Genomic DNA, 17709 nt, shown 5'->3' on the forward strand with positions numbered 1-17709 from the left:
CTCCCGCCGTCCCGCGCGGCAGGTGCGCGCTCAGCGCGGTGCCGCGGCCCGGTTCGGACTCGACGTCCAGCCCACCACCCAGCTCCTGGAGCCGTTCCCGGGAGCCCGCAGCCCGTAGCCCCCACGCGCCGGACCACCCTGCGCCGCGCCCAGCGTCGCGACGTCGAACCCGCGGCCGTCGTCCACGACGTCCAGGCGCACCGAGTCCTCGGCCTCTGCCAGCGTGAGCACGACCGAGGTGGCCCGTGCGTGCTGCCGGACGTTGGCCAGGGCGGACTGGGCCGTGCGCAGCAGGGCCACCTCCGTCGACGGGGGGAGCGAGGTGACCTCACCCTCGACCCGGACCTCGGTCCGCACACCGGTCTCCTGCTCCAGGCGGGCGGTGATGCGACCGAGGGCGTCGACGAGACCGGACTCCAGCGGGGTCGGGGCGAGGGCGCCGACGACACGGCGGGCTTCCTGCAGGTGCTCGGCCGCACTGGACTCGATCTGTCCCAGGAGGCGGGTCCTGGCAGCCGGCTCCCCGGTGGCGGCACCGGCACGGGCGAGCAGGAGGATGGAGGAGAACCCCTGGGCGAGGGTGTCGTGGATGTCGCGCGAGAGCCGCGTCCGCTCGGACAGCACCCCTGCGGCGTGCTGGGTCTGGGCCAGCTCGGCGTGCAGCTCTTCGGCCTTCGCCTGAGCGGCGACGAGGGAGGTCACGAGCTGCTCGCGTTGCAGGCTGTCGCGGACGATCAGCTGCAGGCCACGGGAGAGCGCCACCGCGAACACTGCGCCGATGACGGGCCCGAGGACCGCAGCCGTCGACCAGCCCTCGGCATGACCGCCACGACCGACGACCACCACCAGGACCAGCACCGACACGACGACCGCAGGAACCAGCGGCAGCAGGTGGCCGATGAGCAACCACAGGGAGAAGGCGACCCACACCATCTCCGGGGACGCGGCGACGGTGAGCAGCCACGCGGCCACCAGCCCCAGGAGCCACCACCCGCCGGCGGGCAGTCCCCGCCCGGGGCGGCCCCGCCCGTCCGCGAGACCGGACGCGGCACGACGCGCCCCCACGGCATACCAGACGAGGAAGAGTGCGGCGCTTCCCAGAGAAGACCGGCGTCGTCGCCGGCGCCCAGCCCGCGGCTGACACCGACGACGACCAGGAACGCGAGCAGCACGTGCTGCACACCCGCCAGGCGACGGATCATCACGGTGGGGTGGCTCACGCCCTCATCGTGTCAGGGCTGGCTGGGGGCTGACCTCCGACAGCGTGGACGCGGCGGAGGAAGGGTCGGGGACGGGTGCGGCGCCGGGCCCGCCCGGCCACCAGAACCGGTCGCCGAGCAGCACGATCACCGCCGGGACGAGCAGGGTGCGGACCAGCATCGTGTCCAGGACGACCCCGAGGCCGACGATCAGCCCGAGCTGGCCGAGCGTGATGAGGGGAAGCACGCCCAGCGCGGCGAAGACACCTGCCAGGACGATCCCCGCGCTCGTGATCACGGCACCGGTGGTGCTCACACCCCGGACCACGGCGCGGCGCGTCCCGACGTGCGGCACCTCGGTACGGATCCGGTGCACGAGGAAGATCGTGAAGTCGATGCCCAGCGCTACCAGGAAGAGGAAGGCCAGCAGCGGCACCGGTGTGTCCAGCGCCTCCCACCCGAACACGGTGCGACCCAGCCAGGCACCGGCACCGATGGTGGCCAGCGTGCTGAGGACGTTGACGGCGAGCAGCACGACCGGCGCGACGACGGAGCGCAGCAGGAACGCCAGGACGACCGCGACGACCGCCAGCACCAGCGGCACGATCAGCAGCAGGTCCCCGAGTGCCCCGTCACGGGCGTCGAGCTCGGCGGCGGGGGCACCACCCACGAGCGCGTCCGCTGCTGGGACGCCACGCGCGGCCTCGCGCACACCCTCCACCAGCACGCGCTCGGCCGGCGAGCCTGGCGTGGCGTCCCCGGTGACCACGAGGGTGGCGATCTCGCCGACGGACGTCGACCGGTGTCGGCGGGGGCGGACAGAGGCGACTCCGGGCACCGTCGCCACCGTCGCTGCGACCTCCTGGAGCTCTTCCGGCGTCGTCACGACGGTCATCGGGGCGCCGCTGCTGCCGGCCGGGAAGTGCTCCGCGAGGGTCTCCAGCGAAGCACCGGACTCCGACGCGACCCGGAAGCGCTCGGTCTGGCTCAGCCCGACCTGGGTCCCGACCAGGCCGGTCGCCATCAACGCAAGGAGGGCGATCCCGCCTGCCAGCACCTGCCAGGGCCGGCGGACGACGAGGCCGGCCACGGCACCCCACGGGTCACGACCGGGCTCGCGGACGACCCCGTCGCCCTCCCGGACCGGGCGCGGCACGAACGGCCAGAAGACCCCCCGCCCTACGACGGCCAGGGCCGCCGGTAGCACCAGCACCGCAAAGGCGAGGGCGACGAGCAGCCCCACGGCAGCGGCGACGCCGATCCCCCGGGTGCCCGGGATCACCGCAAGCGTCAGGGTGGCCAGAGCCAGCACGACCGAGACGTTGCTCGCCAGGATCGCCGGGAACGTGGCGCGCCAGGCGACGACGAGCGCCTGGCGGTGGTCGTCATACCCCGCCAGCTCCTCGCGGTAACGGGAGATGAGCAGCAGCGCGTAGTTGGCGCCCGCCCCGAAGACCAGCACGCTGATGATGCCGGAGTCGAAGTTGAGCGCCAGCCGCTCACCGACCGTCCGGGTCAAGACGCCGGCGACCTGGTCGGCGACTCCGACCACGGTCAGCGGGACGAGCCACAAGATCGGCGAACGGTAGGTCAACAGCAGCAGCAGACCGACCACGCCGACCGTCACCAGCAGCAGACGCAGGTTCGCACCGTCGAAGGAGGCGGCGAGGTCCGCGCCGAAGGCGGGGCCCCCGGTGGTCTGGGCGGACAGGCCCTGCGGCAGCTCGGCGGCGACCGTGCCCCGGACGTCCTCGACCACCTCGCGCATCGCCTCGGTGTCGGTGCCGACGACGCTCACCGGCACCTGCAGGAGCGCTGCGCCACCATCCTCGGCCGGAACAGGGCCGGTGACCTCGTGTCCGGCAGCGGCGGGCAGCGCGGCGCCCAGGCCGGCGAGCTGGCCGAGGTTGCCGTCGGTGAGGGCAGTGCCGTCCTGGCGGGTGAGCACCACGACGAGCTGCTGGACGTCGTGACCGGGCAGCTCGGCGAGCAGGTCCTCGACCTGGGCCGACTCCGAACCCGGCGGCGGCGACCCGTGGTCGTTGAGCACCTCAGCACCCCGCAGCGCGCCCACGAGACCGACCGAGACGAGGACAGCGAGCAGGAGAGTGACCAGGGCGCCACGGCGCCCGGTGAGCAGGTGCGGCAGCGCAGAGAAAGATGTGCGGGTGACCATGATTCGACGCTAGGCCGGGCCTGGGGTCCGTCTCGCCCTGCCAGCATCCATCCTTCGGTTGATCCGACCGCGACCACCGGGGCCAGGCCCGAGCTGCTGCGGTCCTTGTTCAACAGCCTGCTCTCGGCGCAGGTCGACAGCGTGTGCGGCTGACGACGGCCCCCGCTCGACCGGGCGGACCGCTAGCGGCGGGCGCGTCCTTCCTCGACACTCATGCGCTGGACGAGAGGCCCCGCGAACTCATAGACGTGGACGACGTCGGACCGGGTCAGGACGGTGCCGGCGGGGTCCCGAACCACCATGTGCACCTGCGCCTCGACCGTTCCGTCCGGACGTTCCACGATCCCTCTGACCGTCGTCGTCGGGCGCACCTGGGCCCACTGTCGTTCCCAGTACTGCCGGACATTGTCACTTCCGAGAAGTCGACCGCCCTCCCAGCCGTTGGGCCAGTCGACGTCTGGCGCCATCGCGCTGATGACGACGTCAAGATCTCGGTCGTTGAACGCCTGGTACAGCGCCCGAACCCGCTCTGCGCGTCCACTGGTCAACGGCTGCCCACCTTCCCGGTCCAGGCGGTCTCTCAGGCGGGGGCGTGCCGGAAGTTCACCAGGACGACGCCATGGTCACCGGTCCCCCGCTCCTTGTGGTCCTCGACGTTGAGGTGGTCGTTGTAGATCGCCAGCCCGTCGAACATCCACAGCCTGCGGTAGGAGTGGTCGTAGAACTGCTCGGAGACCAGGACGTGGTCCAGAGACTCGCGCATGTCCTGGTGGACGTGCGTGTAGTAGACGTCGCGGGTGTCGCGGTACTTCTGCAGGGTCTCTGCGGAGTAGAGCGCGATGTCTCCCCCTCCGCGTGAACCTCCCACCAGGTAGCGCGGCTGCTCGGTCAGCACGTTGAGGGTGTTGGACCCGACCCCGTCGTTGAGGTCGCCGAGGACGATGACCGGAGTCACCGTGCCCTTCATCTCCTCGGTGAGCAGCACCCGCAGCGCCGTCGCCTCGGCGGTCCGACGGATCGTGGACAGGGCGGCCCCGAGGGCTGTGGTGTGGGCCTTGTACCGCTCACGATCGGCGTTGTACCAGGGCTCCCGCCAGATCTGGGTGGGCGCCTTGGACTTGAAGTGGCACACGTAGACCACCGTGGCCGGCTGGTCCTCCCGCAGCCGCAGCTCGAAGCGCAGCACGGGCCGGGAGAAGCCCGGGATCCGCACGTCCACCATCGGGGTCTGCGGATCCTCCCCCGCCGACTCGAGGCGCAGGGCCTCCGGGAAGGTGCTGACCCATCCGGCGGATCCCGCCACCAGCAGGCTCCTCCGGACCACGGCGGCGCACACGATCCTGCCGCCGGTCGCGACCTCGGCCAGCACCTCGTACTCCTCGGTCAGCCCCGCCCGCTCCACGACGGCGGCCAGCGCGTCGGCGTGCCACAGCTCCTGCACGCCCAGCACGTCGGGCTGCAGCTCCTGGAGCATGCGGGCCGACCAGGCGACCTTGCGCCCGTACTGGTCGGCGTCCCAGCCTTCGGCGTCCCGGTACATGGGGAGCCCGGGCAGGTTGAGGTTGTACAGGTTGAACGTGGCGACGGAGAAGCTGTTCCTGTTCATGCCGGTCTCCTCGAGGTGGTGACTCCATCCTGGCAGGACGGGAGGACCTGCGCCCGACCGCTCCGGAGGCTCGATCACGGCCGTCACCACCCGCTCTTGGGCCCCGATGCCGATGTATCGGTGGGAGCACCTGGTGCGTCCATGGGGTGTTCGTCTCGACCGATCTCCCGTGGAGGACATCATGAACCGCAAACGTCGGAACCGTGGACCGGGCCGCCCGAGCCGTCGTGGGCGCAGCCGCCCTGGGGTGGGCGTTCGTCACCGGCGTCACGAGCGGAGCCGGCCTGGCGCTGCTCGTCGTCGCCGCCGTCCTGCTCGGGACAGCAGCCGTCGGCTTCTGCCCCCTCTACCGGCTGCTGGGCATCAGCACGAGCAACCGTCACCAGGTGAGCAGGTCCGCAGCGAGGTAGACCGGGATCGCTACCCTTTCCCGCATGGACGTCACCGAGCTCGGGGACCGGCTGGTCCCCGAGCTGCCGGGACTTCTGCGGTACGCCCGCTCCCTGACCCGCGACCCCGGCCGCGCCGAGGACCTCGTCCAGGAGACCGTGGCGCGAGCATTGCAGAGGGCGGGGCAGTTCCGCGGCGAGGCGTCCCTGGCGACCTGGCTGCACCGGATCCTGCACAACCTCGCCGTCGACGTGGCCCGGCGCGACCGCGAGGTCCCGGCCCAGGACACCGTCGCCGAGGAGGTCGAGCGGCGGTGGCAGCGGGACGACTACACGGTCGACGCGGCGGACGTGGTCGCGCGGGCCGAGGCGCGCGACAGCCTGCTGGAGGCCCTGACCCACCTGCCCGTCATCTACCGCAGCGCGGTGCTGCTGCACGATGCCGAAGGGATGACCATGCCGCAGGTCGCCGCCGTCCAGGGGATCAGCCTGCCGGCCGCCAAGCAACGACTGCGCCGAGGGCGGATGATGCTGGTCAGCGAGCTCGCCCGCGGCCGTGAGCGTCGGCAGGCCCTCAAGGGGGTGCCTCTGCGCTGCTGGGAGGCCCGCCAGCAGGTCAGCGACTACATCGACGGAGAGCTCGACCCGCTGGTCGCGCGTCGCGTGGCCACCCACCTGGAGCGCTGTCCGACCTGTCCACCCCCTGTACGCCGCCCTCGTCGGCACGACGACGCCCTGCACGACCTGGCCGGACGGGACCCCGACACGGTCGTTCCACCGACGCTGGTCCGCCGCCTGGAGGAGACCGCCGACTGATCCGAGCCCGGCGCTGCTCTCCGGCCTCTGCCGTCGGCACCGGCAGGAACGGCGTCTAGCCTGGTCCCTCGACGAGAAGGAGACGCCCGGTGGACCTCCCCCAGCCTCGCGGCCCGATCTCGACCTCGGTGGTCGAGCACCTGCGCGACCCCTCCCCGAGCACCGAGGAGCGGCTGCAGTCCGCCCTTCGCGATCCCCGCCCCGGGATCACCGACGACGAGGACCGTCTGCTGGCCCTCTGGCTGCTGCAGGGCCTGAGCTACCACGGCTACACGGACGTGGACCCCGACCTGGAGTGGGACCTGCCGGCGGTGGGGGCCCGCGTCCGGCTCGAGGAGGAGCTGCAGCGGGAGCTGCTGGACGTGGCGCTGCCGGTGGTGGAGCAGCTGCTGCCCGAGGCCCGTGAGGACCTCACCACGACGCTCTTCTCCCTTCCGGACCGGGTCGCGGCCGACGCACCCTCGATCTCGGCCTGGGCACGGTCCTCCATGACGATCGACCAGTGGCGGGAGATGCTGGTGCTGCGATCGGCGTCCCAGCTCAAGGAGGCCGACCCGCACACCTTCGCCATACCCCGTGTCCCCGGTGCGGCGAAGGTGGCCCTGATGGAGATCCAGTTCGACGAGTACGGCAGCGGCGATCCCGGGGCGATGCACTCCGAGCTCTACGGGGAGGCGATGGCGGCGGTGGGTCTAAACCGTTCCTACGGAGGGTATGCCGACGCCTGGCCCGCTCCGGTCCTGCTGGCGAACGTGGCACTGGGGTGGCTGGCCGGGCGCAGGCGCTGGGCGCCGGCGGTGGTCGGCCACCTGACCATGGTGGAGATGACCAGCTCGCTGCCGTCGAAGTTCTACGTCGCCGGTGCCCGCCGCCTGGGTCTGCCCGAGGCCGCGTGGCGCTACTTCGACGAGCACGTGGAGGCCGACGCCGCCCACGAGCAGGTCGCCGTCCGCGACGTGTGCGGACCTCTCGTGGCGCAGGACCCGCGGTCCCTGCCCACCCTGCTGGTCGGCGCGGTGGTCGGGCTGTCCGTCGAGGCTGCCGTCGCCGAGCAGGCCATGGGTGCCTGGCACCAGGGTCGGTCCTGCCTGCGTGCGCCGCTCCGGCCCTGGGCGGCGGCGTGAGCCGCGACCGCCCGGCGACCCCACCGACAGCCACCCCGCTGCCGGCCGAGCAGGTGCGCACCACCGAGTGCGAGGGCGGTCCCCTGCTCGTGCGCGGCGCGCTCACCGTGGTCGACGCCCAGGGCGTCAGCCACCCGGTGACCCGTCCCGTGGTCGCCCTGTGCCGCTGCGGATCCAGCCAGCGGCTCCCCTGGTGCGACGGCGTGCACAAGCGCCTCACCCCCACCCTCCGCGACTGATCCTCCGGCGGTCTCGCCCTCGTCCCTCCCTCTCAGTCCGCGTCCTTGCGACCGGGCAGCCGCACCACCCTGCCCTCGTCCGCCGAGCGGCGCGCCGCCTCCAGGACCTGCAGGCCGGAGACCGCCTCGTCGAGGGCGACGGGGGGCGGCGCCCCGGTCAGGACGGTCTCGGCCACCCCCCGGTAGAAGGCTCCGTGGTCATCGGGCAGGGTGGCCACGACCTCGGACCGCTCGCCGGCCTGCAGCGTCCCCCACCCGGACTCCTCGACCCGTCCCCACGACGGCCCGGCGGGGATCCGTCCCTCGGCCAGCGCGACCCCCCACCGCGGGTCCATGGTGCTCGCCCCCACGTAGGTGGCGTCCCGGCCGACGACGTGGAACCGCGGCAGGGGTCCACCCACGGTCAGGCTCGTCGTCAGGTGCGCGACCGCACCGTCCGGGAACGTCAGGGCCAGGAACGCGTCGTCGACCGCACGGGCCTGCGGGCGCCGGGTCGCCAGCTCGGCGTAGACCGTCGACGGCCGACCCAGCAGCAGCATGGCCTGGTCGACGACGTGCGGGCCGAGGTCGTAGTGCACCCCGCCCGCGGCCCCCGGTGACGGGTCGTCCTTCCATTCCCGTCCCGGCGAGGAGGCCTGCGGCCGCCACCGCTCCCAGCGGATCTCCACGCGTAGCAGGGGTCCGACCCGCCCCCGGGTCACGAGGTCGCGCACGGTGAGGAAGTCACCGTCCCAGCGCCGGTTGTGGAAGGGGATGCACACCCTCCCGTGCTCCGCGGCCGCGGTCGCCAGCGCCCGCGCCTCCGCCGTGGTCGGCGCGACCGGCTTGTCCACGACGACGTGACGGCCCGACCGCAGCACCTGCAGGGCCAGCGGCACGTGGGTGGCGTTGGGTGTGGTGACCACCACCACGTCGAGATCGGCACGGGCCAGCAGCTCCTCGACCGACCCGACGACCCGTGCGTCCGGGTGCCGCTCCTGCACGAGGGACCTGCGCCCCGGGTCCGAGGTCACGACGGCCACGAGGTCCAGCGCCGGCGTGGTCTCGATCGATGAAGGGCGCGTGGAAGGTCGAACCGCCCGGCCCGTAGCCCACGAGGCCCACGCGCACCCGGTCCGACCGTCCTTCCGTCTGCGTGACCGCCATACCTGATCGTGCCACGGCCTCGTCGTCGAGCCCCGGACCTCTGCCCCGTCCTGACCGGTGACCGTAGTCTCGCTCCATGAGCGACATCCACTTCTACTTCGACCCGGTCTGCCCGTTCGCGTGGATGACCAGCAAGTGGGTCCGGCTCGTCCAGGCCCAGCGCGACTACACGGTCGACTGGCGGTTCATCTCCCTGCGGCTGCTCAACGCGGACGTCGACTACGACGCCCACTTCCCGCCGGAGTACGAGGCCGGGCACACCGCGGGGCTGCGGCTGCTGAGGGTCGCGGCCCGGGCTCGCGCGGAGCTCGGGCCGGGGGCGGTGGACACCCTGTATGCCGCGCTCGGCGCCCGGATCTTCGACACCTGGTCCGGTCCGCCCGACGCGTCCAGCACCCGCGAGCGCCGGGGCACCCGCGCCTTCCTCGAGCCGGTCCTGGCCGGGGCCGGCCTGCCGCTCGGCCTGGCGGAGGCGCTGGAGGACGACACCCTGGACGCGGTGGTCCAGGCCGAGACCGACGAGGCGCTCGGCCTCACCGGCAAGGACGTCGGCACGCCGATCATCCACTTCCAGCCGCCCGGGGGCGTGGCGTTCTTCGGGCCGGTCATCAGCCGGCTGCCGGACGAGGAGGACGCCGGACGGCTCTGGGACCACGTCGTCGGTCTGGCCGGCTTCCCCGGCTTCGCCGAGCTCAAGCGCAGCCTGCGGGAGACTCCCCAGCTGGCCGGGCTGGGCGTGGACGTGGCAGAGCCCGGGACCCAGGAGGACTGGCACGCCGGCAGCCGCCGTCTGAAGGAGGGGGGCGGCGCGGTTCCCCAGGCCCCCGCCGGTCCCGAGGACCCGCCCGTCGACGCGGACGGTCCGGTCAACCCCGCGTAGACGGATGCCGACGCCGCTCGTCCTGCCCGCGTCCGCCCCGGCTGGGGAGCGGTCCACCTGCGGCCGTTCACCGCCGACGACGTGCCCATGCTGATGGACCTGTCGACCGACCCCTACGTCCCCCTGACCGGCACCCTCCCGGGGGACGCCGACAGGGAGTCCGCCCTCGACTACGTCCGACGGCAGCACGAGCGGCTGGTGACCGGGGCCGGCTTCTCCTTCTGCGTCGCCCTCCGGGAGACGGACGAGGCCGTCGGACAGGCGGGCCTGGGGCTGCGGAGCGTCGCCTCGGGCAGGGCCACCGCCGGGTATGCGGTCGCCCCGGTCCACCGGGGCCGGGGACTGGCCGCCCATGCACTGGCGGCCCTGACCGCCTTCGCCTGGACGCTGCCGGAGGTGCACCGGATCGAGCTCTACATCGAGCCGTGGAACGTCGCCTCGGTCAGGACCGCCACCACAGCGGGCTACGCGCACGAGGGGCGGCTCCGGAGCCACCAGGAGGTCGGCGGTCGGCGGGTGGACATGCTCCTCTACGCGGCGCTGCGGCCCCGACAGGGGTGAGGCCGGCGCCGACCGAACCTGCCGTGGAGGCCCGAGCGGCCCTCCCGCTCACCTCGTCGCGGCCGCCAGCACCTCCAGCACGTGCTCGTAGGCCCGACCCGTCGCCCGGCTCATCCCGATCTCGCAGGTCCGGTTGTCCGACACGTACGCCGCGTAGCTGCGGCCCGCGACCTCGGCGGCCTCCGGCGCGGTCGCCGAGGCGGTCAGCTCGGGGTGCAGCATCCCGCGGTCGCCGGCGAAGCCGCAGCACCCCCAGGCCAGCGGGACCGTCACGTCGTCGCTGACGTGCCGGGCCACGGCCACCAGCGCCTCGGTCGAACCGAGGTGCACGCCCGAGCAGGTCGGGTGCACGACGACAGGACCCACGGGGCTGGTCACCGGCAGCCGGTCGAGCAGGTGCTCGGCGACCCAGCGGGTGGCGTCGACCACCTGCATGGGTCGGTCCGGGTCCTTGGCGATCATCTGCACGAGGCCCTCGGCGCACGACGAGGCCTCGCAGACCACCGGCAGCCGGCCGTGGTCGCTCGCCTCCCACAGCGACGGGAGCACCCGACGCATCATCGCGGCATACCCGGAGGTGCGTCCCTTGGACTTCCACGGCGTCCCGCAGCACAGACCGCCCAGCCCCGGGGGGTCGACCAGGGCCACGCCCGCGCGGTCGGCCAGCACGCGCAGCGCCCGCTCGGCCCCCGCCCCCCGGAGCCCGTCCTCGCCGGCACCGTCCGAGCCGAACATCGTCCCGACGCACGGCGCGAAGTGCACCGCCGTCGGCACCGCCCCGTCCTGCCGCACCCCGGCCCCCGCCTCCGGACCGCTCCCGCGCCGCGGACCACCGCCGGGCAGCCGCCCGTCGTAGCGCGGCACCAGCTCGTGCGGCAGCACCCGACGGGCGACGCCGGTCGTCATCTCCGCCAGCCGGGGGACCCGCCCGGCCACCGACATCGCGGCGGACGCCGCGACGGTGCCCGCACCCCATACCTGCGCCGCTCCCCGCCACGCCACCTCGCCCACGGGACCGGAGGACTCCGCCCGAAGCCGCCGGGTGAGGTCGCCGGTGTTGATCTGCACCGGGCACACGGTCAGGCACATCCCGTCGACCGCGCAGGTCTGCGTGCCGTCGTACTCGTACTGCTCCGCCAGCTCCGCCGCGAGCCCGGTGTCCCCGCGCAGCTCCGCCGCCCGCATCTCCCGCCGCGCCACGATGCGCTGCCGCGGGGTGGTCGTCAGGTCCCGCGAGGGGCACACCGGCTCGCAGAAGCCGCACTCCACGCACCGGTCGACCTCCACCTCCACCTCGGGCGCGGTCTTGAGGTGCAGCAGGTATGACGTGGGGTCGTCGGAGAGGACCGACCCCGGGTTGAGCAGGCCGCGGGGGTCGATCAGCCGCTTGGTCTCCCACATCACCGCGTAGAGCTCGTCGCCGTACTGCCGCCGCACGAACGGCGCCATGATCCGCCCGGTGCCGTGCTCGGCCTTCAGCGACCCGCCCTCGGACAGGACCAGGTCGACCATGTCCTCGGTGAATGCCTCGTAGCGCTCCAGCGCCACCGGGTCCTCGAACCGCTCGTTGAGCAGGAAGTGCACGTTGCCGTCCCGGGCGTGGCCGAAGATGACCGACTCGGGGTAGTCGTGCCGCTCGAACAGCTCGGTCAGCGCCATGATCGTGCCACCGAGCCGGTCCACGGTCACCACGACGTCCTCGAGCAGGGCGTTGGTGCCGCTGGGCCGGGCCCCCGCGACCGCGCTGTAGAGACCCTTGCGCACCCGCCACAGCCCGGCCCGCTCGTCCGCCTCGCGGGTCAGCCGGTAGGGGCTGCTGACCGGCAGGTCCGCCAGCAGGCGGCCCGCCCGCTCGACCGCGTCGGCGAGCTCCTCGGCGTCGTCGGCCTGCCACTCCACCAGCAGTGCGGCGTGGTCGACGACGTGCAGGTCGCGGATGACCTGCGGGCAGGCCGGATCCTGGGCGGAGACGCGCAGGGACGCGGCGTCCAGCAGCTCGGCGGTGGCGGTGCCGGCCTCGACGAGCCGCGGCACGGTGCCGGTCGCGGTGACGACGTCGTCGAAGACGAGCAGCCCGGTCGCGACCTGGGAGCGCACCGGCACGGTGCGGAAGGTGGCGGAGGCGACGAACCCCAGGGTGCCCTCGCTGCCGATCATCAGCCGGGCCAGGATCTGGGCCGGCTCGTCGGCGTCGAGGTAGGCGTTGACGCCGTAGCCCATCGTGTTCTTCATCGCGAACAGCCGCCGGATCGTGGCGACGGACTCCGCGTCGCCACGCACCCGGTCGCGCAGGGACAGGAGCCCGGTGTGCAGCTCGGGCTCGGCCGCGCGCAGGTGCGCGTCGGCGTCGGGGGCACCGGTGTCGACGACGGTGCCCGAGGGCAGGACCAGCACCATCGACTCCAGCGTCGCGTAGGTGTTGGCCTCGGTGCCGCACTGCATGCCCGAGGAGTTGTTCGCCACCACCCCGCCCACGGTGCAGGCGGCCTCGCTCGCCGGATCGGGCCCGAGGCGTCGGCGGTGCCTGGCCAGGTGGGCGTTGACCATGCCGACCGTCGTGCCGGGCTGGACCCGTACCCGCATGCCGTCGTCCAGCACCTCCACCCCCCGGAAGTGGCGGCGCACGTCGACCAGGACCGTGTCCGTGACCGCCTGCCCGGACAGGCTCGTCCCGGCGGCCCGGAAGGTCAGCGGCGTCCCCGCCCGGTCGCAGGCAGCCAGCACGGCGGCCACCTGGGCCTGGTCCCTCGGGCGGACGACGAGGTCGGGGACGAGCAGGTAGTGGGACGCGTCGTGGGCCAGGGCGTGCCGGTCGATCGCGCGGTCGGACACCTGCCCCGGTCCCAGGACCCGGGACAGCTCGTTGCGCAGGGACTCCATGACGCCTCCTCGACCGGGCCGGCGGCCCTGGGTCGATCATGGCAGGCGGGCAGGACAGCGGGAAGAGGGTGGCGTGCGGCCGCGGAGCTGGCCGGGGCTACGCCCGGAGCTGCTCCTCCTGCAGGTGCTCCTGACCGGGTTCGTCCTGGTCCGGCTGCTCCTGGGCGCGGGCCAGGACCTTGCCGAGCAGCACGGAGAGGGTCTCGACGTCCTGGTCGTCCATCCCGTCGAGGAAGAGGGCGCGCACGGTCCGCACGTGGCCCGGCGCGGCGGCCTCGAGGGCCGCCCGGCCGGCCGGCGTGAGCAGGACGAAGGAGCCGCGACCGTCCTCCGGACAGTCCTCCTTGACCACCAGCCCGCGCGCGGACATCCTGCGCAGGTGGTGCGACAACCGGCTGCGCTCCCAGTGCATCTGCTCGGCGAGGGCGGAGATGCGCAGCCGCTCCCCCGGAGCCTCGGACAGCCACACCAGCGTCTCGAAGTCCTGCATCGACAGGCCGCTGTCGCGCGACAGGGCGCGGCCGAGGGCCGCGGGCAGCTCGGTCTGCACGCGCAGCCACCGGCGCCACAGCTGCTGCTCGCGGTCATCCAACCAGGGAGTCTCGGCCTTCGTCATGACCCCATCCTACCAGTTGCTTGACGCGTCATCGATGCTCCTGTAATGTTGGTGACACATCAACCACAACCCCTCCGGAAGGACCTCCCATGTCGGTCAACGAGCTCAACGGCACCTACACCATCGACCCGTCCCACTCCCGCCTCGGCTTCTCCGCCCGCCACGCGATGGTCACCAAGGTCCGCGGCGCCTTCAACGAGGTCGGCGGCCAGGCCACCACCGCCCCCGGGCTGGAGAACGCCTCGGTCGAGGTCACCATTCAGACCGCCTCCGTCGACACCCGCAGCGCCGACCGCGACGCGCACCTCACGTCGGCCGACTTCTTCGACGTGGAGCAGTACCCCACCATGACCTTCCGCTCCACCGACGTCGCGGCCGCCGACGACGACACCCTCCGCGTCACCGGCGACCTGACCATCAAGGACGTCACCCGCCCGGTGACCGTCGACTTCGAGTACGCCGGCGCCGCCCAGGACCCCTTCGGCAACACCCGGATCGGCTTCGAGGGCTCGACCGTCGTCAACCGCAAGGACTTCGGCCTCACCTGGAACGCCGCGCTGGAGACCGGTGGCGTGCTCGTCTCCGACAAGGCCACCCTCGAGTTCGAGATCTCGCTCATCAAGGCGGCCTGAGCCCCTCCTCTCCCCGGGGACGTCCCCCTGCCCCTGGTGAGCCGCACCCCCGCACCGGTCGAACGGTGCGGGGGTGTCGCGCGTCCGGCACACCCGTCAGGAACAGGTCCGGCATACCCCTCAGGAACGGAACTGGGTGAACTCCGCCGTCCGCGGGTCGGCGAACATCCGCTCGTCCGTGTCGAGGGCGTCCATCGCCTCGAGCTGGGGTCCGGTCAGCTCGAAGCCGAACACGTCGATGTTCGCGGCGATCCGCTCCGGGGTGCTCGACTTGGGGATGACGACCCGGCCACGCTGCAGGTGCCAGCGCAGGACGACCTGCGCCGGGCTGACCCCCAGCTCCTCCGCCAGGTCCACGACCGGCCCGAGCTCGAGGTCCTCACCACGCCCGATCGGGGCGTAGGCCTCCACCACCAGGCCGGCCTCCCTGCTGGCCGCCTGCGCCTCGGGCTGCTGGAACGAGGGGTGGATCTCGATCTGGTTGACGGCCGGGACCACCCGGGCGGTGCGCAGCAGGTCCTCGAGGTGCTCCGGGAGGAAGTTGGAGACGCCGATCGCGCGGACCGCCCCCTCGTCGTAGAGCTTCTCGAAGGCGCGCCACGTCTCGGGCGCCAGTCCCTTGGACGGCACCGGCCAGTGCACGAGGTAGAGGTCGACGACGTCCACGCCGAGGGCGGCCCGGCTGTCATCGAAGGCGCGCAGGGCGTTGTCGTACCCCTGGTCGCCGTTGCGCAGCTTGGTCGTGACGAACAGCTCCTCGCGGGCCAGGCCGCTGGCCCGCAGCGCCGCACCGACCCCGGCCTCGTTGTAGTAGCCGGCGGCCGTGTCCACGTGTCGGTAGCCCACCTCCAGGGCGGCCTCCACCACGCGCTGGGTGTCGTCCTCGTCGACCTTGAAGGTGCCCAGGCCGACCTGCGGGATCGGACGCCGTTGTTGAGCTCGATCATCGGTTGGGTAGTCATGAACCCGAGCCTAGGGACAGACTCTGACCATGCCGTCCGACTGGGACGACCCGTCCGCGACGCCCGGCCCGGGGGATCCGACCGATCCGTCCCGCGCCGGGTCGACCGGGGGCGCCCGGTCCGGGCGCCCGCACGACCCGGTGGCGCACGTGCGTGTCCTGCTCCCCGGCCTCGTGGAACGCCGGGTGCCTGTGCGCCTGGTCGAGCACGGGCCCGTCGGGGGCGTGGGCAGGCTGCGGATGGGCGACGGCACGACCTTCCTCGTCGCGTCGGTCGATCCGATGGCGCTCGGACGGGTCGTGCGCGCCATGACGTCCGGCCGGTCGGTCGTCATCAGCGGGTGGGCCGAGACGGACGACGGCCCTGTGCTGGACCTGGCGGAGGCGGGTGGGCGTCCTCCGGGTCGGGGCAGGGGGACGGCCCGGCGCGCCGGGACGGTACGGGTCCGCGTGGTGGGTCCCGACCAGCCCGACTGACGGCCGCGGTCCGGACCCTCGTGGGCATCGTGGCTGCTCAGGGGGTGGCCGGACGTGTGTTCGAGGGTCTGTCGGTGGTGGGTCCTAGGGTGTTCTTCAAAGGTGGAGCCGGGGGAGGTTTCGCCGTTGGACCACCGGAGGGGGTGGGGGACGTGGACGCAGGACCGGAGGGGATCGGCACCGGGCCGGCCGCGGAGTCGGCCGGGCAGGGGCGGGGTATGGCGTCACCCGCCTGCTCGTGCGGGTGCCGCTGCGCCTCGGCCGGGCCCGGGGAGCCGGGTCTGGTCGAGGTGGTGCAGGGCTGGACCCGGGCGTTGGCCGGCGCGGAGGTGTCGGAGATCGACGATGCGGGGCTGCTGGCCCTGGTGGAGGGGCTGGAGGTGCTGGGGGGGTCGGGGGGCGGCCTCGGCGCGGGTGCAGGTCGCCTTCGGTGCTTCCCAGGTGGCCGCCCAGGCCCGGGACGGGGTCCCCGCCTCCAGGCGCGGGAGGGCGGTGGCTGATGATCTGGCGGCCGCGCGGCGTACCTCGCCGTACTGGGCCGGGCGGGAGCTGACCGCGGCGCGGGCGCTGGTGGGCGAGATGCCGGCCACGTTCGCCGCACTGGCCGTGGGCACGATCAGCCCGGCCCAGGCCCGTCTGGTCACCGAGGCCACCTCCTGCCTGGACCCCGCAGACCGGGCGCAGGTGGACCGGCGGCTGGCCGGGTCGTTGGAAGGGGCCTCCACCCGGCAGATCGTGGCGGCGGCCCGTGCGTTGGCCTACGAGCTCGACCCGGCCGGGTTCGTGGGACGGGCCCGCCGAGCGGCGGCCGACCGGGGGGTGTCGGTGCGCCCGGCCCCGGACGTGATGGGCCTGCTGTGCGCCCGGTTGCCGGCTGCGCAGGCGATCGCGACCCACCAGGTGCTGCGCACCCACGCCGAAGGCGCCCGCGCCGCCGGCGACCCGCGCACCCTGAACCAGCTGATGGCCGACGAGCTGGTCGCGCGGGTCACCGGCCGCACCGTCGTGGACGGCATCGACGTCGAGGTCGGCCTGGTCCTGACCGACGCGACCCTGCTGGCCGGGGACAGCGCCGCGGCCGACCTGACCGGGTACGGGCCCCTGCCCGCCGACCTGGCCCGCGACCTGCTGACCCCCTCCACCGACACCCAGGACACGCACGACACCGACACCCGGGAAGCCCCGGACGACCACGACGACACCGACCACCCGCAGGTCGACGACGACGAGTGGGAGCGCAGCACCGGCGGCGGGCAGCAGAACACCGGCGCCGGGCAGCACGGCACCGGCGACAAGGATCGGCCGGCCCGCGGGCGGCAGCAGGCTCCTGGGCCGTGCCCGGCCGGTGGCCGGTGCACCGACGCCCGGTGCACCGCCGTCCACGGCGGTACACCCCCAGGGCCGCCCCCACCGACCCTGCCCACCCGCACCTCCCAGCAGCAACCCCAGACACCCGGCGGCCCCACCGCAGGGACCCCTCGGTCTCCCGGGTCAACCGGGTCTGCCGGGTCAACCGGGTCAACCGGGCCACCCGCGTCTACGGGGTCACCCGGGTCACCCGGGCTGCCCGGGCCGGACCCCGGCACGATCAGGGCCGGCACGGTGTGGCTGCGCCGGCTGTGGACCGACCCGCTCACCGGGGTGCTGACCGTGCGCGACCCCCGGCGCCGCGTCTTCACCGGGGCCCTGCGCGCCACGCTGATCGCCCGCGGCCGCTACTGCGCCCACGCCTGGTGCGGCGCGCCCATCCGCCACCTGGACCACATCACCCGCTACCGCGACGGCGGCACCACCACCGTCGACAACGCCCGAGGCCTGTGCGCCCGCTGCAACCTGGCCCGCGAGCACCCCCGCCACGCCGACCCACCACCCAGCACCTACCAGGACCCACCACCGGTCCTGGACACCTTCCACGGCCGTCCACCGGCCAAAGCACCATCACCGCGCACCGGTAGCGCCCTCGACGACGAGGACGACCCCCTCCGACGGAGCGCCTGAGCGTGCAGG

Annotated in this window: 17 protein-coding genes and 1 pseudogene; 10 read left to right on the plus strand and 8 right to left on the minus strand. The window is 73.5% G+C overall.

What is annotated here, in order from left to right; all coding sequences use genetic code 11:
* Positions 1-30: 30 nt before the first annotated feature.
* The 4 genes from ACQ95T_RS16615 to ACQ95T_RS16630 all read right to left on the minus strand — a co-directional run bounded on the left by ACQ95T_RS16615 (position 31) and on the right by ACQ95T_RS16630 (position 4981).
* Positions 31-1065: a sensor histidine kinase gene (locus ACQ95T_RS16615; RefSeq protein WP_431473126.1), complete on the minus strand. Its 1035-nt coding sequence runs from the start codon at positions 1063-1065 to the stop codon at positions 31-33.
* A gap of 159 nt (positions 1066-1224) precedes the next feature.
* Positions 1225-3375: an MMPL family transporter gene (locus ACQ95T_RS16620; RefSeq protein ID WP_431473127.1), complete on the minus strand. Its 2151-nt coding sequence runs from the start codon at positions 3373-3375 to the stop codon at positions 1225-1227.
* A gap of 182 nt (positions 3376-3557) precedes the next feature.
* A complete protein-coding gene (locus ACQ95T_RS16625) occupies positions 3558-3923 on the minus strand; it encodes a nuclear transport factor 2 family protein (protein WP_425941879.1) in 366 nt (121 codons plus the stop codon).
* A 32-nt stretch (positions 3924-3955) separates the two neighbouring features.
* Positions 3956-4981, minus strand: coding sequence for an endonuclease/exonuclease/phosphatase family protein (locus ACQ95T_RS16630; RefSeq protein ID WP_425941881.1), 1026 nt, complete (start codon positions 4979-4981; stop codon positions 3956-3958).
* A gap of 203 nt (positions 4982-5184) precedes the next feature.
* Here ACQ95T_RS16630 and ACQ95T_RS16635 point away from each other — a divergent pair, with 203 nt between their 5' ends.
* The 4 genes from ACQ95T_RS16635 to ACQ95T_RS16650 all read left to right on the plus strand — a co-directional run bounded on the left by ACQ95T_RS16635 (position 5185) and on the right by ACQ95T_RS16650 (position 7549).
* Positions 5185-5391: a YgaP family membrane protein gene (locus tag ACQ95T_RS16635; RefSeq protein ID WP_431473128.1), complete on the plus strand. Its 207-nt coding sequence runs from the start codon at positions 5185-5187 to the stop codon at positions 5389-5391.
* A 24-nt stretch (positions 5392-5415) separates the two neighbouring features.
* The gene (locus ACQ95T_RS16640) at positions 5416-6186 is read left to right on the plus strand and encodes a sigma-70 family RNA polymerase sigma factor (RefSeq protein WP_431473129.1); all 771 of its coding nucleotides are present in this window, start codon (positions 5416-5418) and stop codon (positions 6184-6186) included.
* An 89-nt stretch (positions 6187-6275) separates the two neighbouring features.
* Positions 6276-7310: an iron-containing redox enzyme family protein gene (locus ACQ95T_RS16645; protein WP_425941887.1), complete on the plus strand. Its 1035-nt coding sequence runs from the start codon at positions 6276-6278 to the stop codon at positions 7308-7310.
* Positions 7307-7549 (plus strand): CDGSH iron-sulfur domain-containing protein, encoded by a 243-nt coding sequence (locus ACQ95T_RS16650; protein WP_425941889.1) that lies wholly within the window; start codon positions 7307-7309, stop codon positions 7547-7549. Before ACQ95T_RS16645 ends, ACQ95T_RS16650 begins: the two co-directional genes overlap by 4 nt.
* Before the next feature lie 32 nt (positions 7550-7581).
* Here the strand turns inward: ACQ95T_RS16650 and ACQ95T_RS16655 are convergent, their stop codons facing one another.
* Positions 7582-8571 carry a Gfo/Idh/MocA family oxidoreductase gene (locus tag ACQ95T_RS16655; protein ID WP_431473130.1) on the minus strand — a complete coding sequence of 330 codons (990 nt, stop codon included), beginning with the start codon at positions 8569-8571 and terminating at the stop codon, positions 7582-7584.
* 200 nt (positions 8572-8771) lie between these two features.
* Here ACQ95T_RS16655 and ACQ95T_RS16660 point away from each other — a divergent pair, with 200 nt between their 5' ends.
* Together ACQ95T_RS16660 and ACQ95T_RS16665 are read left to right on the plus strand one after the other, a co-directional pair.
* Positions 8772-9575, plus strand: a complete 804-nt coding sequence (locus ACQ95T_RS16660) for a hypothetical protein (RefSeq protein WP_425941893.1) — start codon at positions 8772-8774, stop codon at positions 9573-9575.
* 87 nt (positions 9576-9662) lie between these two features.
* Complete coding sequence (locus ACQ95T_RS16665; protein ID WP_431473131.1) at positions 9663-10136, plus strand: GNAT family N-acetyltransferase; 474 nt, start codon at positions 9663-9665, stop codon at positions 10134-10136.
* A gap of 48 nt (positions 10137-10184) precedes the next feature.
* Here ACQ95T_RS16665 and ACQ95T_RS16670 read toward each other — a convergent pair whose 3' ends face one another.
* Positions 10185-13016 (minus strand): FAD-binding and (Fe-S)-binding domain-containing protein, encoded by a 2832-nt coding sequence (locus ACQ95T_RS16670; protein WP_425941897.1) that lies wholly within the window; start codon positions 13014-13016, stop codon positions 10185-10187.
* Between the two features lie 97 nt (positions 13017-13113).
* Entirely contained in the window at positions 13114-13632 is a 519-nt protein-coding gene (locus ACQ95T_RS16675) for a MarR family winged helix-turn-helix transcriptional regulator (protein WP_425941899.1), read from the minus strand.
* Positions 13633-13721: 89 nt separating this feature from the next.
* On the opposite strand from ACQ95T_RS16675, the gene ACQ95T_RS16680 reads away from it, so the two are divergent.
* On the plus strand, positions 13722-14264 hold the full coding sequence (locus ACQ95T_RS16680) for a YceI family protein (RefSeq protein WP_425941901.1): 543 nt from the start codon (positions 13722-13724) through the stop codon (positions 14262-14264).
* A 120-nt stretch (positions 14265-14384) separates the two neighbouring features.
* On the opposite strand, the pseudogene ACQ95T_RS16685 reads toward ACQ95T_RS16680, so the two are convergent.
* A pseudogene (locus tag ACQ95T_RS16685) lies at positions 14385-15226 on the minus strand (aldo/keto reductase).
* A 29-nt stretch (positions 15227-15255) separates the two neighbouring features.
* Between ACQ95T_RS16685 and ACQ95T_RS16690 the strand changes: the two are divergent.
* The 3 genes from ACQ95T_RS16690 to ACQ95T_RS16700 all read left to right on the plus strand — a co-directional run bounded on the left by ACQ95T_RS16690 (position 15256) and on the right by ACQ95T_RS16700 (position 17700).
* Positions 15256-15702 (plus strand): hypothetical protein, encoded by a 447-nt coding sequence (locus ACQ95T_RS16690; RefSeq protein WP_425941905.1) that lies wholly within the window; start codon positions 15256-15258, stop codon positions 15700-15702.
* Positions 15703-15854: 152 nt separating this feature from the next.
* On the plus strand, positions 15855-16202 hold the full coding sequence (locus tag ACQ95T_RS16695) for a hypothetical protein (protein WP_431473132.1): 348 nt from the start codon (positions 15855-15857) through the stop codon (positions 16200-16202).
* A complete protein-coding gene (locus ACQ95T_RS16700) occupies positions 16144-17700 on the plus strand; it encodes a DUF222 domain-containing protein (protein WP_431473133.1) in 1557 nt (518 codons plus the stop codon). Before ACQ95T_RS16695 ends, ACQ95T_RS16700 begins: the two co-directional genes overlap by 59 nt.
* Positions 17701-17709: the final 9 nt, after the last annotated feature.

This window comes from Ornithinimicrobium carbonis, from assembly GCF_050703245.1.
Lineage (GTDB): Bacteria > Actinomycetota > Actinomycetes > Actinomycetales > Dermatophilaceae > Ornithinicoccus.

What these genes read in the sequence shown, in the direction of transcription:
- ACQ95T_RS16620 (WP_431473127.1), bottom strand. Translation starts at nt 3,375, where the DNA reads ATGGTCACCCGCACATCTTTCTCTGCGCTGCCGCACCTGCTCACCGGG.
- ACQ95T_RS16630 (WP_425941881.1), bottom strand. Translation starts at nt 4,981, where the DNA reads ATGAACAGGAACAGCTTCTCCGTCGCCACGTTCAACCTGTACAACCTC.
- ACQ95T_RS16640 (WP_431473129.1), top strand. Translation starts at nt 5,416, where the DNA reads ATGGACGTCACCGAGCTCGGGGACCGGCTGGTCCCCGAGCTGCCGGGA.
- ACQ95T_RS16660 (WP_425941893.1), top strand. Translation starts at nt 8,772, where the DNA reads ATGAGCGACATCCACTTCTACTTCGACCCGGTCTGCCCGTTCGCGTGG.
- ACQ95T_RS16665 (WP_431473131.1), top strand. Translation starts at nt 9,663, where the DNA reads ATGCTGATGGACCTGTCGACCGACCCCTACGTCCCCCTGACCGGCACC.
- ACQ95T_RS16670 (WP_425941897.1), bottom strand. Translation starts at nt 13,016, where the DNA reads ATGGAGTCCCTGCGCAACGAGCTGTCCCGGGTCCTGGGACCGGGGCAG.
- ACQ95T_RS16675 (WP_425941899.1), bottom strand. Translation starts at nt 13,632, where the DNA reads ATGACGAAGGCCGAGACTCCCTGGTTGGATGACCGCGAGCAGCAGCTG.
- ACQ95T_RS16680 (WP_425941901.1), top strand. Translation starts at nt 13,722, where the DNA reads ATGTCGGTCAACGAGCTCAACGGCACCTACACCATCGACCCGTCCCAC.
- ACQ95T_RS16690 (WP_425941905.1), top strand. Translation starts at nt 15,256, where the DNA reads ATGCCGTCCGACTGGGACGACCCGTCCGCGACGCCCGGCCCGGGGGAT.